The 14001-nt window shown below is 62.8% G+C and carries 11 protein-coding genes, 4 pseudogenes and 1 other annotated feature; of the genes and pseudogenes, 9 read left to right on the top strand and 6 right to left on the bottom strand.

The annotated features are described in order from the left end of the window. Nucleotides 1-45 precede the first annotated feature (45 nt). Nucleotides 46-1419 carry an IS110 family RNA-guided transposase gene (locus U0023_RS26880; protein ID WP_322883794.1) on the bottom strand — a complete coding sequence of 458 codons (1374 nt, stop codon included), beginning with the start codon at nt 1417-1419 and terminating at the stop codon, nt 46-48. 282 nt (nt 1420-1701) lie between these two features. Here U0023_RS26880 and U0023_RS26885 point away from each other — a divergent pair. From U0023_RS26885 to U0023_RS26910, 6 genes and pseudogenes are all read left to right on the top strand, one after another. After that, nucleotides 1702-1965: pseudogene (locus U0023_RS26885) on the top strand (transposase); the annotation flags it as partial. 74 nt (nt 1966-2039) lie between these two features. Beyond that, nucleotides 2040-3095: an IS110 family RNA-guided transposase gene (locus U0023_RS26890; RefSeq protein ID WP_009491874.1), complete on the top strand. Its 1056-nt coding sequence runs from the start codon at nt 2040-2042 to the stop codon at nt 3093-3095. 271 nt (nt 3096-3366) lie between these two features. Beyond that, nucleotides 3367-3549 (top strand): annotated as a pseudogene (locus U0023_RS26895) (IS3 family transposase); the annotation flags it as partial. Nucleotides 3550-3657: 108 nt separating this feature from the next. Further along, nucleotides 3658-4686, top strand: coding sequence for an IS110 family RNA-guided transposase (locus U0023_RS26900; RefSeq protein ID WP_040637926.1), 1029 nt, complete (start codon nt 3658-3660; stop codon nt 4684-4686). A gap of 354 nt (nt 4687-5040) precedes the next feature. Then, nucleotides 5041-6309: an IS256 family transposase gene (locus U0023_RS26905; RefSeq protein ID WP_322883795.1), complete on the top strand. Its 1269-nt coding sequence runs from the start codon at nt 5041-5043 to the stop codon at nt 6307-6309. 45 nt (nt 6310-6354) lie between these two features. Further along, complete coding sequence (locus U0023_RS26910; RefSeq protein WP_009491817.1) at nt 6355-6639, top strand: ISAzo13-like element transposase-related protein; 285 nt, start codon at nt 6355-6357, stop codon at nt 6637-6639. Nucleotides 6640-6924: 285 nt separating this feature from the next. On the opposite strand, the gene U0023_RS26915 is transcribed toward U0023_RS26910, so the two are convergent. From U0023_RS26915 to U0023_RS26935, 5 genes and pseudogenes are all read right to left on the bottom strand, one after another. Next, on the bottom strand, nt 6925-7317 hold the full coding sequence (locus U0023_RS26915; RefSeq protein ID WP_040638527.1) for a response regulator transcription factor: 393 nt from the start codon (nt 7315-7317) through the stop codon (nt 6925-6927). 144 nt (nt 7318-7461) lie between these two features. Then, nucleotides 7462-7716: a PAS domain-containing protein gene (locus U0023_RS26920; protein ID WP_009491819.1), complete on the bottom strand. Its 255-nt coding sequence runs from the start codon at nt 7714-7716 to the stop codon at nt 7462-7464. Nucleotides 7717-7839: 123 nt separating this feature from the next. Continuing rightward, a complete protein-coding gene (locus U0023_RS26925) occupies nt 7840-8493 on the bottom strand; it encodes a response regulator transcription factor (RefSeq protein ID WP_009491820.1) in 654 nt (217 codons plus the stop codon). Nucleotides 8494-8769: 276 nt separating this feature from the next. Next, entirely contained in the window at nt 8770-9141 is a 372-nt protein-coding gene (locus tag U0023_RS26930; RefSeq protein WP_245272937.1) for a response regulator transcription factor, read from the bottom strand. Nucleotides 9142-9698: 557 nt separating this feature from the next. Beyond that, nucleotides 9699-10028, bottom strand: a pseudogene (locus tag U0023_RS26935) (transposase); the annotation flags it as partial. Between the two features lie 39 nt (nt 10029-10067). On the opposite strand from U0023_RS26935, the pseudogene U0023_RS26940 reads away from it, so the two are divergent. From U0023_RS26940 to U0023_RS26950, 3 genes and pseudogenes are all read left to right on the top strand, one after another. After that, nucleotides 10068-11084: pseudogene (locus U0023_RS26940) on the top strand (IS3 family transposase). After that, nucleotides 10349-10476: a sequence feature (AL1L pseudoknot), on the top strand. Its footprint overlaps the pseudogene before it by 128 nt. A 202-nt stretch (nt 11085-11286) precedes the next feature. Then, nucleotides 11287-12315, top strand: coding sequence for an IS110 family RNA-guided transposase (locus U0023_RS26945; protein WP_040637926.1), 1029 nt, complete (start codon nt 11287-11289; stop codon nt 12313-12315). A 354-nt stretch (nt 12316-12669) separates the two neighbouring features. Next, nucleotides 12670-13938 (top strand): IS256 family transposase, encoded by a 1269-nt coding sequence (locus U0023_RS26950; protein ID WP_322883796.1) that lies wholly within the window; start codon nt 12670-12672, stop codon nt 13936-13938. The last annotated feature ends 63 nt before the right edge of the window (nt 13939-14001 follow it).

Raw genomic sequence — 14001 nt, forward strand, 5'->3', positions numbered from 1 at the left:
TAAAGCCAGAACGCTAATCCCTACATCAAGGGCTCCAGCCCATTCCTAAGAAACAACGAGTTCGGTTGAGGCGAGCTCTGCCTTTTCCAGGACGTAGCCGAGCGACTTGGCGCGGCGGCGAAGATTGCTCAGCACCCGCTGCCGATAGCGTTCCTCGTAGTACGCCGCCCCCGGATCGGCGTAGGCCATGCCGTGACGGAGCGTGTTGTAGATCAGCACCGCGATCTTGCGCGCTGTCGCCGTGATCGCCTTGACCTTGCCGACCCGCGCGGCCAGCCGCCGGTAGAAGGCGCCCAGCGCTGTCTGGGTGCGCCCGATCGCGCCCGCGGCCAGCCGCAACAGTGCCGCGACCCGACTGCCGGAGCGGCGCGTGCGGCTCGACAGCACCTTGCCCCCAGAGATCTTGTTGTGCGGCGCGAGACCCAGCCAGGAGGTGAAGTGCTGGGCGCTCGGCCAGGCCGCGAGATCCGGGCCGCACTCGCTGACGAGCTTGAGCGCCAGGTAGGGTCCGATCCCATCGATCTGGGTCAGGTCGACCCCGAGGATCGCATGCAGGGCCGCGCGCACCGGCACGGCCGGCTCATGGGCCTGCGGCTGCGCGCGGCGGGGCGGCGGCAGCGGCACCGCCGGGGGCGGGCTGGCCGCCTTCAGGCGCTCCAGCACGGCCGCGATGCGCTCGTCGCAGGCGGCCACCTTGGTCTGGTAGACCTCATACAGTTCGAGCGCCTGGGCCAGGGCGAAGATGTGCTCCTCCCGGTCGTTGCCGACCAGCGCGGCGCGCAGGGTCGCGAGCGGGGTCTTGCAGCGCCCGTCGCGCAAGGCGGCCAGGCGGTCGGGATCACGCTCGCCTGCCACCAGGGCCCGAATGATGCGCAGCCCCGTCTGGCCGGTGATGTCGGCCACCACGTGATGGAGCTGCAGGTTCATCTGGGTCAGCGCCTTCTGCATGTGCTGGATGTGGGCAGCGGCAGCTTCCAGGAGGCGCTCACGCTGGCGCAGATAAGAGCGCAGGGTGGCGATCTCGCCTTGCGGCTGGAAGCTGGCCCGCAGGAGCCCGTACTCATGCAGGCGCTGCAACCACTGGGCGTCGCACACGTCCGTCTTGCGGCCCGGCACCTGCTTGACCTCGCGGGCATTGACGACCACCACCGCGAAGCCGCGTTGGGTGAGGATCTCGTAGAGCGGGATCCAGTAGACCCCAGTCGATTCCAGGGCCACCGTGGTGACCCTGCACTGCCCAAACCAGTCGGCGAGGCGCTGCAGGTCACCCGTGAAGGTGCCGAAGGTGCGCACCGGCTCGGGATCGCAGCGGGACGAGACGGCTGCCACATGGATCCGGGCGCCGATGTCGACGGCGGCCGCATGGGGATGGATCGGGGCAAGATCCCGCTGCAGGTGGGACGGCGATTTGCGCGGCATGGCAGGCTCCTCCTTTGTGACATCAACGGAGGGCGGGGCTGCGCGAGATCATCACATTCCTAACCGGGATCGCCTGGGCGTCACCACTCTCAAGTGCGCAGCAGCCCGTGGACCATGTTCGCCATCGGGGTTGGGACCACCACATGGGCATCGGCCGCTCCCCTCCGCAGCCGATCATAGAGCGCCCTGTTTCTCCCGCCACAGGCGGATTGAAAATTCGCGACCGTTCGCCAGCAGTATCGGGAAAGTGGAGAGCACTTCTTATCATCCAGGAGGTGCTCCATGCCCCACACACGCTTTACGAGAGAGTTTCGGGATGAGGCGGTGCGGCTCGCTCTGACCAGCGGCCGCAGCCGACGGGCGATTGCTGAGGATCTCGGCGTCGGCCTGTCGACCCTGCGCAGCTGGATCGACCGTCGCCGTGAGCACGAGATCGACGCTCCGCCCGAGGAGCGGCAGGAGGACATGGCGACCGAGCTGAAGCGGCTGCGGCGCGAGAACGAGATCCTGCGTCAGGAGCGGGAGATCCTCAAACGGGCAACCGCTAATGGCATGGACCGGCCGTGCTCCCGGAGGGAGCATGGGAGGGCGGGATTGTTCCGCAGGCAAGGAACCATGCCATGACACAGCAGACCATGACGGAGACCATCGCCACGATCGGCATCGACCTGGGCAAGAATACTTTCCACCTCATTGGCATGGATGCCCGCGGCAAGATCCTGCTGCGCCGCAAGATCGCGCGCGGGCAGCTGCAATCCTGCCTGGCCAATGTCTCGGTCTGTCTGATCGGAATGGAGGCCTGCGCCGGGGCTCATCATGTTGGGCGCCAGCTCGCTGCCCTCGGACATGACGTGCGCCTGCTGCCAGCCCAGTACGTGAAGCCTTTCCTTAAGGGCCACAAGAATGACTACCGCGATGCCGAGGCCATTGCGGAGGCGGTCCAGCGCCCGACCATGCGGCCGGTGCCGCTGAAGTCGGCCGAACAACTTGATCTGCAAGCGCTTCATCGGGTGCGCCGCCGCCGGATCGGCCAGCGCACGGCGGTGATCAACCAGATCCGCGCCTTCCTGCTCGAATGCGGCCTTCCGGTGCGTCAGGGGCTCGCGGGCTTGCGCGAGGCGCTTCCCACGCTGTTGTCTCAGCGCACGGACGTGCTCTCGCCGCGGATGATCCATCTGATCGAGGATCTGTCAGAGGATTGGCGGCACCTGGACGAACGCATCGAGACGCTCACCCGGGACATCACGGCCCTGGCGCGAGAGGACGCGGGCTGCCGGCGGTTGATGGATATCCCGGGCGTCGGGGTGATCACCGCCAGCGCCATGGTGGCGGCGGTCGGCACCGGAGCGGCTTTCGCCAAAGGCCGCGACTTCGCTGCTTGGCTGGGGCTGGTGCCCAAGCAGATCTCAACCGGCAATCGCACCATCCTGGGCGGCCTCTCCAAGCGTGGGAACCGCTACTTGCGCACCCTGTTTGTGGGCGGCGCCCAGGCTATTCTGCAGCACCCACACAACTGGCCGAGATATCGCTTCGGCCATTGGCTGATGACAGCGGCCCCTCGGCTGCACCGAAACGTTCTGGCTGCCGCGTTGGCCAACAAACTGGCGCGCATCGCCTGGAGCGTGTTGTACCGCGAACGAGGCTATGACGCGGGGATTGCCACCCAAGTGCCGTAAGGTCGTTTTAGCCGCAGGCGTTTCGGCTATCGAGTTCCCACCGAGGTTTGCGGGAAGGATGTGACAGGATGGATGAACGGTCGCCGGGCGCACTGGAAGCCTGAGCGAAAAAATGGCCCGTTGAGGTCTCACCGCTAAAAAGACCCAGTGCGCGCGGATTTCCATGATGGCCCGGAGCAGGTGCTCCACCCAGAGGCCGGATAGATTGATGCAAACCGTCTCTCATCCAATCTGAAGCAGCCCTCTTGCAACGCACGGCCGGTCCATAGATTTTCGCCAAGGAGGGAAGTCGATGAAGTTCCAGTTCATCGATGTGGCGAAAGAGAGCTTCCCCGTCACCCGTCTGTGCCAGGTCCTCGGTGTCAGCCAGAGTGGCTACTTTGCCTGGAGATCGCGTCCAGCCAGCCCGCGCCAGCGGGAGGATCTGGTGCTGTTGGCCCACATCCGCTCGGCCTCACCCTGAGTTATTTCGGAATGTGATGGAGTGGATGCCCCCTCCTGACGGCATCACAATGTGCCAAGGTGGTGATCTGAGGATCATTCACAAATGGAGAGGGCATCCGTGACAGACGTTAACATCATTGGTCTCGACCTTGCAAAGCGTGTCTTTCAGGCGCACGGCGCCCGCGCCGATGGGAGCGTGGCCTTTCGCCGGAAACTGACCCGCCAGCAGGTTCTGACGTTCTTCTCCAAGCAGCCACGTTGCATTGTTGCGATGGAGGCCTGCGCCACAGCGCATGACTGGGGCCGCGAACTTCAGGTTCTCGGGCATGAAGTGCGGCTCATCCCGCCGGTCTATGTAAAACCTTTCGTTAAGCGCCAGAAGAACGACGCGGCGGACGCAGAGGCCATCGCCGAGGCGGCGGCACGCCCGACCATGCGGTTCGTCACAGTCAAAACCGAGGAACAGCAGGCGCGAGCGATGGTCTTCCGCACGCGGGATCTTCTCGTGCGCCAACGCACGCAGCTGATCAATGCGCTGCGGGGGCATCTCGCCGAGCACGGCGTCGTCGCGCCACAGGGAACAGCCAAAGTGAAGCTGCTCAGCGATGTGATCGAGGACGTCAACACGACCCTTCAGCCACTGGTCGTCGAACTCGGTCGCCTCTATCTCGACCAGATCGCAGCCCTCGACGGCAAGATCGCGGATCTCGAGAGGGTGTTGAAACGCGAGGCCGCGCGTGGGGTGACGACGTCACGCCTGCAGACCATGCCCGGGATCGGGCCGATCACCGCAATGGCGATCGAAACCTTCGCACCGCCGATGGAGAGCTTCAGACGCGGACGCGACTTCGCCGCCTGGCTCGGGCTTGTCCCGGTCCAGCACTCCACCGGCGGCAAGCAGGTGCTCGGGCGCACCTCGAAGATGGGCCAGCGTGATATCCGACGTCTGCTCATCATCGGCGCGATGGCTGTCGTCAAGAGCGCAGGGCGCAAGAGCGCGCCGGAAGGCTCCTGGCTTGCCCGCATGCTGGCGCGCAAGCCGAGGATGCTCGTGGCCATTGCGCTGGCGAACAAGATGGCGCGGTCCGCCTGGGCCATGCTGACGAAAGGCGAGGACTTCAGAGTTCCGGCAGCAACGGCGTCGTGATCGGGAGATCCGGCATCGATCCTGCCGGTGCGTCAGGCGTGTGAGGAGGTCGAGGAACAGTAAGGGCAAAACGATCGGTCAGATCGGGAGCAGGAAAAGCATTATCACCCAAAGAGCTTCGCGCTCGGGAATTTGATCTGCACCTGCTCCGCGTATCTCCATACCGGCCAGCGGCATGATCATGGCCGCAACAGAAGGCCTGATACATGACCGCACCCGATCACATGCCGAAGCTGTTCAGAAATCCCTTGCGCGAACGGGGGCATCCATACATGGGTGATGACGGATTGAGAAAGGCGACGTATCGAGGCGGGTGTCGAGCCTGCCTGAACCTCTCCAGGAGAGCGATACGTCATGAACGAGACTACCAGCATTGTCCGCCTTCGTCAGCCCGACACGATCGACGATCCCCTGACCGATCTTCTCCGAGCCGGCGCGCGCAAGCTGCTGGCCCAAGCCATCGAGAGCGAGGCCGAGGCTTATCTGGCCAGCATGCGCGATCTCAAGCTGCCGGACGGCCGCGAGCGCCTGGTCCGGCACGGGCATGGCCCCGAGCGCATGCTCCAGACCTGCATCGGCCCGGTGGCGGTCCGCCGGGTCAAGATCCGCGACCGCGGCGCCACGGATGATGCCGACCGCATCCGCTTTACCTCGGCGATCCTGCCGAAATGGGCGCGGCGCACCAAAAGCTTGGATGCGCTGCTGCCGATCCTGTACCTGCGCGGGCTCTCGACCGGCGACTTCCAGGAGGCGCTCTCCGCCCTGCTCGGCCAGGATGCGCCCAACCTCTCGCCCTCGGTGATCGCCCGGCTGACCGGCGAATGGCAGGGCGAGTACGAGCGCTGGCAGACGCGCGACCTGTCGGCGCGCCGCTACGTCTACGTCTGGGCCGACGGCGTCTACCTCCAGGCCCGGATGCAGGATCAGGCCGAATGCATCCTGGTGCTGATCGGCGCGACACCGGAGGGCAGGAAGGAGCTGATCGGCTTCCAGGCCGGCGTGCGCGAGAGTGCCCAGAGCTGGCGCGAGCTGCTGGTCGAGATCAAGCGGCGGGGTCTGTCGATTGCGCCTCACATTGCTGTGGGAGACGGAGCGCTGGGCTTCTGGAAGGCGCTCGACGAGCTCTTTCCCGGCACGCATCATCAACGCTGCTGGCTGCACAAGACCGCGAACGTGCTCAACAAGGTGCCCAAGTCCGTGCAGCCCGGCATGAAGGGGGCCCTGCGGGAGATCTATCTCGCCCCGACCCGCGCTCAGGCCGAGGTCGCCCTCGATCTGTTCGAGGACGCCTATGGCGCACGCTATCCGAAGGCGGTGGAGTGCCTGCGCAAGGACCAGCGGGCGCTGCTAGCCTTCTTCGACTGGCCGGCTGAGCACTGGATCCATCTGCGCACGACGAACCCGATTGAGAGCGTGTTTGCGACCGTGCGGCACCGCACCGTGCGCACCAAGGGCGCGCTGTCTCCAACGACTGCTCGCCTGATGGTGTTCAAACTCATCATGGCGGCTGCGAAAACCTGGCGCCGGCTGATGGGTGAAAACCAGTTGCCGAAGGTGATCGCCGGTGTCAGATTCCAGGACGGCAGCGAGGTCATCCCGCTGCCGACAAACAGCGCCGCCTGATCGGCCCCATCACCTAAATTCCGTCATAGCTGGCTCGAGGTCACGGTGTGTCACTATCCCACCGGCTGCTCGAAGTGGAACCCAATTGAGCACCGGCTCTTCAGCTTCATCAGCTTGAACTGGGCTGGCGTGCCGCTGCGGACCTTTGCGACGATGGTCCGCTACATTGCCGGAACCGTCACGGCAGCCGGGCTGCGGGTGAATGCTCGCCTCAAGCGTGGTGGCAATGAGACCGGGGAGCGGGTCTCCGACGAGGTCATGCGTCGCCTCCACCTGAGGCCGCATGCCGTCTGTCCCGCATGGAATTACACGCTCTCGCCGCGAACTTGATAACCTGAATTGGCAAATAGTTGGCTGCCAAGCCCTAGGTGATTTCGGCTGTCATGTTGACTGACGTTAGGTTACCGTCGCAGGATTGTACGCTACAGGTTTGCTCAATTGGCGCCATCCTGGAGACTGTCTCGCAGACCAAAAGACCGGGTGCGGCTGCCTGGCTTCGAGCTCTATACCCCGGCGTCTCGAGCGACCGTCTAAATGGCAACAGGCGTAAAGTGAACTGCAAGCCGCTTGACCCTTCGTACTGGCTCGCTGACCTGAGGACCAGCGACTGGGAAACTATTGCGTGACATCCTCATCCCTATTTCTCTTCAGAGCGGTATCGAGGCATTGGAGTAACGCTTGCTCGTCGAACGGCTTGCTCAGGAGACAAACCACTCCAGTTTTCAGCAGTCGCGGCCGAATGCTCTCCTCGGGGGAAGCCGTGATAAAAATTGTTGGTATGCCCTGATCTTGGGCGATCAAGAATCGGTGCAGCTCGATTCCGCTCATGCCCGCCATTTGAACATCCGTGATCAGACACGCCGTATCGCTCACGTACGCGGACTGCAAGAAGTCTTCAGCGGATTCAAACAGATGAACGATCATTCCAATTGAGCTCAGAAGGCTGTTCATCGCGGTCCGAACGGACTCGTCATCGTCGATGACCGAAATGATCGGAACTTTGGACAAGTGGCCAACCTTCCCGATGTGGGGAATGGAAAGCTCTCTGATTACGAAGCCGCTGTAAGTGCCAAGAGTATGAAGCGAATATACTCCAATGATATAATACTTAGGTTTTACAGGCGCGATGGCCTCGTGCGTGTCGCCAGAGGCTCAGTCGTTCTCTTCACCTCCGCTAAACTCAGCCGTCGCTTCGGACGGCAGATCGATCTCAGGGACGATCAAGGCCGCCTGTTGCCCTACCGTCGTGACGCCGGTGACATGCGCCAGCTCCATCTGTGTCTCGCGTGAGGTCTCCCGATCGGCCTCATGGAAGAGACTCAGCACAGACCGCCCAGTCAGCTTGCCGACAGTGTAGCCGAGCTGCACAGCGCCAAAGGGATTGATGGATAGGATGGTGCCGGGCACATCGGTGATGAAGTATGGTCGGGTTGTTCTCGAATACGGCCTGCCATGGCTCCCCGCTGTTCATTGAGCGGGAATTTGTCATCTCAGCGCGGGCCCCCTCGCACTGTCTCCGTGCCCGTGGGCCTACTGTGAGGACGAGTGACCTCTGAGCACCTCGGCCATTTTCACCAGATCGGCCAGCGAACGTGCGCCCATTTTCCGCATGACTTGGCCACGGTGGATCTTGACAGTGATTTCGCTGATCCCCAGTTCCCCCGCAATTTGCTTGTTCATCAGGCCGGCGGCGACCAGGCTCATCACCTCGCGCTCGCGCTGAGTCAGGGTCTCGAAACAGGCCCGCAGGTCCGACAGCTGGTTCGCGGCCCGTCGCTGCTGACGATTGCGCTCGAGCGCCATGGCGACCGCATCCAGCATGTCCTGATCGCGAAACGGCTTGGGCAGGAAATCGACGGCTCCAGCCTTCATGGCTTGCACCGACATTGGAATGTCACCATGGCCCGTTATGAAGATGATGGGAATGTGAATATTTGCTTTGGCCAGCTCCGCCTGAAGGTCGAGGCCGCTCAGTCCTGGCAACCTGACATCAAGCACCAGACAACTTTCCACGTCCGGAAAGGTGCTGCGCAGTAGTTTGGCGGCGGAACTGAACATCTCGACTTTGAGCCCGACAGAGCGAAACAGGCTTCCGAGTGCATCGCGCAGGGATTCGTCGTCATCCACGATAAAGATGACCGGCTCTTCGGCGTTCGCAGGCACTGGAGCTGAACGGTGCGACATGAGGCATCTCTCCAACTACCAGACGATCGCAATTAAATTAGCACCTTGCGCGGTGAAAGTGGAGAACAGAACAGCTTGATTTCACGCAAGGGAATGCCTGTGACCGAGGTACCCTGGCATAATTAAGCTCGGCTGTATTGTCAGCAAAAACGAACCGGGTAGCTGGCGATTCCGGCGGAGGAAACAATCGACCTTAGGTGGATAGTGGCTCGCCGTACGGCTGAGCTTATCCATCCCTGTCCAGCCTATGTTTGGAACTGGCCCTCAGTAGCACTGTCAGGTTTCTTTCAGAGCTCGATCAAGACAGTCAATCAAGACTTGTGGATCGAAAGGTTTGCTCAGGAAGCAGATCGCTCCCATATCCAGTGCACGCGCCCGGATTGGCTCCTCGGGGAAAGCCGTTATGAAAATTATGGGCGTGCGCTGACCTTCGCCTACCAAGTGGCGTTTCAGCTCTAATCCGTTCATGCTCGGCATCTGAACATCCGTGATAAGACACGACGTGTCGTTCACACGAGGCGAGCCCAGGTAATCTTCGGCGGATGAAAATGTGTATACCGTGTATCCAATCGCCCTTAGAAGCCCCTTGATCGCGGCTCGGACGGATTCATCATCGTCAATGATTGTGATAATCGAGGATTTTTGCACGCGGCTCGTCCTTCTGCGTGTCCTCCTGCGTGCGAGAAACAAGAAACTTAGGATCATAGACCTCGCCAAGATAAATACGACTCGGTCACGAAGAAGAAAATCATACGTGAGTATGGCTGTGCATTAGCTCATCATGCCTAAAATGTGACCCTGGTTATTCTCTGGCGTGGCCCTCCGGTTCACACAGAATGAGGTCCTTCGAGAAAGGAAGCACAGGTAGGATTCCAAAGGGGGGTCCACTGTCGGATCCGGCCTTAGTTCTGACGGCATCGTCATGTCTGGATGGCGCCCGTTTGGCAATGTGATTGTTGATGACGTTTGGGCCTCGCGGGGCGGGTGCAGTCATGTCTCCGGCCTTTGCACGCGGTGCTGCATGACCGCAGGCCCTGATGTTTTACGCTGAAGCTGGTCCCTCTCACGTTATCGCGCTTGGCTGACGCAAGACAACACCACGGGTTCTCCAGTTCCGGCGGTCCATATCCGCTCTGGCTTCACATCATCTCATCATCACCGTGCCAACTGGATGCCCTCAGGGGCGAATAGTCTGAACTGGTTGTCTATGCCGCCGACGCGACAGCTCCATGGCTCCCAGGCTCGTAAGCCGTGCTTCTGACCATCACCGCCCAGGCAATCCGGGCCATCTTATTGGCCAGTGCGACTGCGACTACCTTGAACGGCTTCTTGGCCAAGAGGATCCGGGCCCAGTCCGCCATGGTCGTCCTGGTCTTGCCGAACTTCATGCTGTAGAGCGCTGCGTGCGCACCGACGACCAGCAGCTTGCGCAGGTGCCGGTTGCCCATCTTGGAGATCGAGCCCAGCCGCGGCTTGCCGCCGGTTGAATGCTGCCGGGGCACAAGGCCGAGATAAGCGGCGAACTGAACCGCGCCGGGATTCCCGGAGGCTCCAACACCTGACAGGATGGAGCCATGACGAAGCGAACACCCCCGTATTCACCAGAGGTCCGCGAGCGGGCGGTCCGGATGGTTTTCGAGCACCGCGACGAGTACGCCTCGCAGTATGAGGCGATCCTGTCGATCGCGGCCAAGATCGGCTGCTCGCGTGAGACGCTGCGCCACTGGGTGCGCCAGGCCGAACGCGACCAGGGCCTTCGCCCGGGGCCGATGAGCGCGGAGCAGAAGAAGATCAAGGCCCTTGAGCGGGAGGTGCGCGAACTGCGCCAGGCCAACGAGATCCTGCGCAAGGCCAGCGCGTATTTTGCCCAGGCGGAGCTCGACCGCCGCTTCAAGCCATGAAGGCCTTCATCGACGAGCATCGTGAGGTCTACGGGGTCAGCCGATCTGCCGTAGGACCACCGTCAGCGACGCCGCTGCCCCTTGCCCGCGCGACCGGGTCAACCGGCAGTTCACGGCGCCGCGGCCGAACGCCTTATGGGTGAGCGACTTCACCTTTGTCGCGACCGGGTCGGGCTTTGTCTATGTGGCCTTCGTGATCGATGCCTTCGCCCACCGGATCGTGGGCTGGCGTGCGTCACGCTCGGCTCGGGCCGAGCTCGATGCTCGATGCTCGATGCTCGATGCTCTCGAGCAAGCTCTCCATGACCGGCAGCCCTGGCAAGCCAACCTCATTCACCACAGCGATAGAGGGGGTCAATACGTGTCACTGAAGTACACCGAGCGCCTCGCCGAGGCGGGGATTGAGCCATCGGTCGGCAGTGTTGGCGACGCGTACGACGGTCCCTTCGACCTCTTGACCTCTATAGGAGCATCAATGCTCTGGCGGAAACCGTCATCGGCCTCTTCAAGACTGAGGTGATCCATCGGCGTGGTCCGTGGCGCTCCTTTGAGGCCGTCGAATTCGTCACCCTCGAATGGGTCGACTGGTACAATAATCGGCGCCTGCTCGAGTCCATCGGCAGCATTCCGCCCGCCGAGGCGGAAGCCACCTACTATGCCCAGCTTGAGCTCACGCCGATGGCCGCATAGAATCCAAGCCAATCAGCCTCCGGAAAACTCGGCGCGGTTCAAACTCCCGACTGCCCTGGAACAGCCTGGCATCGGGGACACTGGCCGAGAGACAGGAAGCACAGCTATGGTGGAACCTGATGGAGTGGATGCCCCCTCCTGACGGCATCACAATGTGCCAAGGTGGTGATCTGAGGATCATTCACAAATGGAGAGGGCATCCGTGACAGACGTTAACATCATTGGTCTCGACCTTGCAAAGCGTGTCTTTCAGGCGCACGGCGCCCGCGCCGATGGGAGCGTGGCCTTTCGCCGGAAACTGACCCGCCAGCAGGTTCTGACGTTCTTCTCCAAGCAGCCACGTTGCATTGTTGCGATGGAGGCCTGCGCCACAGCGCATGACTGGGGCCGCGAACTTCAGGTTCTCGGGCATGAAGTGCGGCTCATCCCGCCGGTCTATGTAAAACCTTTCGTTAAGCGCCAGAAGAACGACGCGGCGGACGCAGAGGCCATCGCCGAGGCGGCGGCACGCCCGACCATGCGGTTCGTCACAGTCAAAACCGAGGAACAGCAGGCGCGAGCGATGGTCTTCCGCACGCGGGATCTTCTCGTGCGCCAACGCACGCAGCTGATCAATGCGCTGCGGGGGCATCTCGCCGAGCACGGCGTCGTCGCGCCACAGGGAACAGCCAAAGTGAAGCTGCTCAGCGATGTGATCGAGGACGTCAACACGACCCTTCAGCCACTGGTCGTCGAACTCGGTCGCCTCTATCTCGACCAGATCGCAGCCCTCGACGGCAAGATCGCGGATCTCGAGAGGGTGTTGAAACGCGAGGCCGCGCGTGGGGTGACGACGTCACGCCTGCAGACCATGCCCGGGATCGGGCCGATCACCGCAATGGCGATCGAAACCTTCGCACCGCCGATGGAGAGCTTCAGACGCGGACGCGACTTCGCCGCCTGGCTCGGGCTTGTCCCGGTCCAGCACTCCACCGGCGGCAAGCAGGTGCTCGGGCGCACCTCGAAGATGGGCCAGCGTGATATCCGACGTCTGCTCATCATCGGCGCGATGGCTGTCGTCAAGAGCGCAGGGCGCAAGAGCGCGCCGGAAGGCTCCTGGCTTGCCCGCATGCTGGCGCGCAAGCCGAGGATGCTCGTGGCCATTGCGCTGGCGAACAAGATGGCGCGGTCCGCCTGGGCCATGCTGACGAAAGGCGAGGACTTCAGAGTTCCGGCAGCAACGGCGTCGTGATCGGGAGATCCGGCATCGATCCTGCCGGTGCGTCAGGCGTGTGAGGAGGTCGAGGAACAGTAAGGGCAAAACGATCGGTCAGATCGGGAGCAGGAAAAGCATTATCACCCAAAGAGCTTCGCGCTCGGGAATTTGATCTGCACCTGCTCCGCGTATCTCCATACCGGCCAGCGGCATGATCATGGCCGCAACAGAAGGCCTGATACATGACCGCACCCGATCACATGCCGAAGCTGTTCAGAAATCCCTTGCGCGAACGGGGGCATCCATACATGGGTGATGACGGATTGAGAAAGGCGACGTATCGAGGCGGGTGTCGAGCCTGCCTGAACCTCTCCAGGAGAGCGATACGTCATGAACGAGACTACCAGCATTGTCCGCCTTCGTCAGCCCGACACGATCGACGATCCCCTGACCGATCTTCTCCGAGCCGGCGCGCGCAAGCTGCTGGCCCAAGCCATCGAGAGCGAGGCCGAGGCTTATCTGGCCAGCATGCGCGATCTCAAGCTGCCGGACGGCCGCGAGCGCCTGGTCCGGCACGGCCATGGGCCTGAGCGCACGCTCCAGACCGGCATCGGCCCGGTGGCGGTCCGCCGGGTCAAGATCCGCGACCGCGGCGCCACGGATGATGCCGACCGCATCCGCTTTACCTCGGCGATCCTGCCGAAATGGGCGCGGCGCACCAAAAGCTTGGATGCGCTGCTGCCGATCCTGTACCTGCGCGGGCTCTCGACCGGCGACTTCCAGGAGGCGCTCTCCGCCCTGCTCGGCCAGGATGCGCCCAACCTCTCGCCCTCGGTGATCGCCCGGCTGACCGGCGAATGGCAGGGCGAGTACGAGCGCTGGCAGACGCGCGACCTGTCGGCGCGCCGCTACGTCTACGTCTGGGCCGACGGCGTCTACCTCCAGGCCCGGATGCAGGATCAGGCCGAATGCATCCTGGTGCTGATCGGCGCGACACCGGAGGGCAGGAAGGAGCTGATCGGCTTCCAGGCCGGCGTGCGCGAGAGCGCCCAGAGCTGGCGTGAGCTTCTGGTCGAGATCAAGCGGCGGGGCCTGGCCATCCCGCCCCGGATAGCCGTCGGGGATGGCGCGCTCGGCTTCTGGAAGGCGCTCGACGAGCTCTTTCCCGGCACGCATCATCAACGCTGCTGGCTGCACAAGACCGCGAACGTGCTCAACAAGGTGCCCAAGTCCGTGCAGCCCGGCATGAAGGGGGCCCTGCGGGAGATCTATCTCGCCCCGACCCGCGCTCAGGCCGAGGTCGCCCTCGATCTGTTCGAGGACGCCTATGGCGCACGCTATCCGAAGGCGGTGGAGTGCCTGCGCAAGGACCAGCGGGCGCTGCTAGCCTTCTTCGACTGGCCGGCTGAGCACTGGATCCATCTGCGCACGACGAACCCGATTGAGAGCGTGTTTGCGACCGTGCGGCACCGCACCGTGCGCACCAAGGGCGCGCTGTCTCCAACGACTGCTCGCCTGATGGTGTTCAAACTCATCATGGCGGCTGCGAAAACCTGGCGCCGGCTGATGGGCGAAAACCAGTTGCCGAAGGTGATCGCCGGTGTCAGATTCCAGGACGGCAGCGAGGTCATCCCGCTGCCGACAAACAGCGCCGCCTGATCGGCCCCATCACCTAAATTCCGTCATAGCTGTGCCGCTTCTGCTGCGGTTATCAGGAGCGGC

Origin of the sequence: Microvirga lotononidis (genome assembly GCF_034627025.1) — a bacterium.
GTDB lineage: Bacteria > Pseudomonadota > Alphaproteobacteria > Rhizobiales > Beijerinckiaceae > Microvirga > Microvirga lotononidis.

Bases quoted from the DNA above. Each gene is read 5' to 3' on its own strand.
- U0023_RS26890 (WP_009491874.1), top strand. From the start codon at position 2,040: ATGACACAGCAGACCATGACGGAGACCATCGCCACGATCGGCATCGAC.
- U0023_RS26950 (WP_322883796.1), top strand. From the start codon at position 12,670: ATGAACGAGACTACCAGCATTGTCCGCCTTCGTCAGCCCGACACGATC.
- U0023_RS26880 (WP_322883794.1), bottom strand. From the start codon at position 1,419: ATGCCGCGCAAATCGCCGTCCCACCTGCAGCGGGATCTTGCCCCGATC.
- U0023_RS26925 (WP_009491820.1), bottom strand. From the start codon at position 8,493: ATGTCGCACCGTTCAGCTCCAGTGCCTGCGAACGCCGAAGAGCCGGTC.
- U0023_RS26905 (WP_322883795.1), top strand. From the start codon at position 5,041: ATGAACGAGACTACCAGCATTGTCCGCCTTCGTCAGCCCGACACGATC.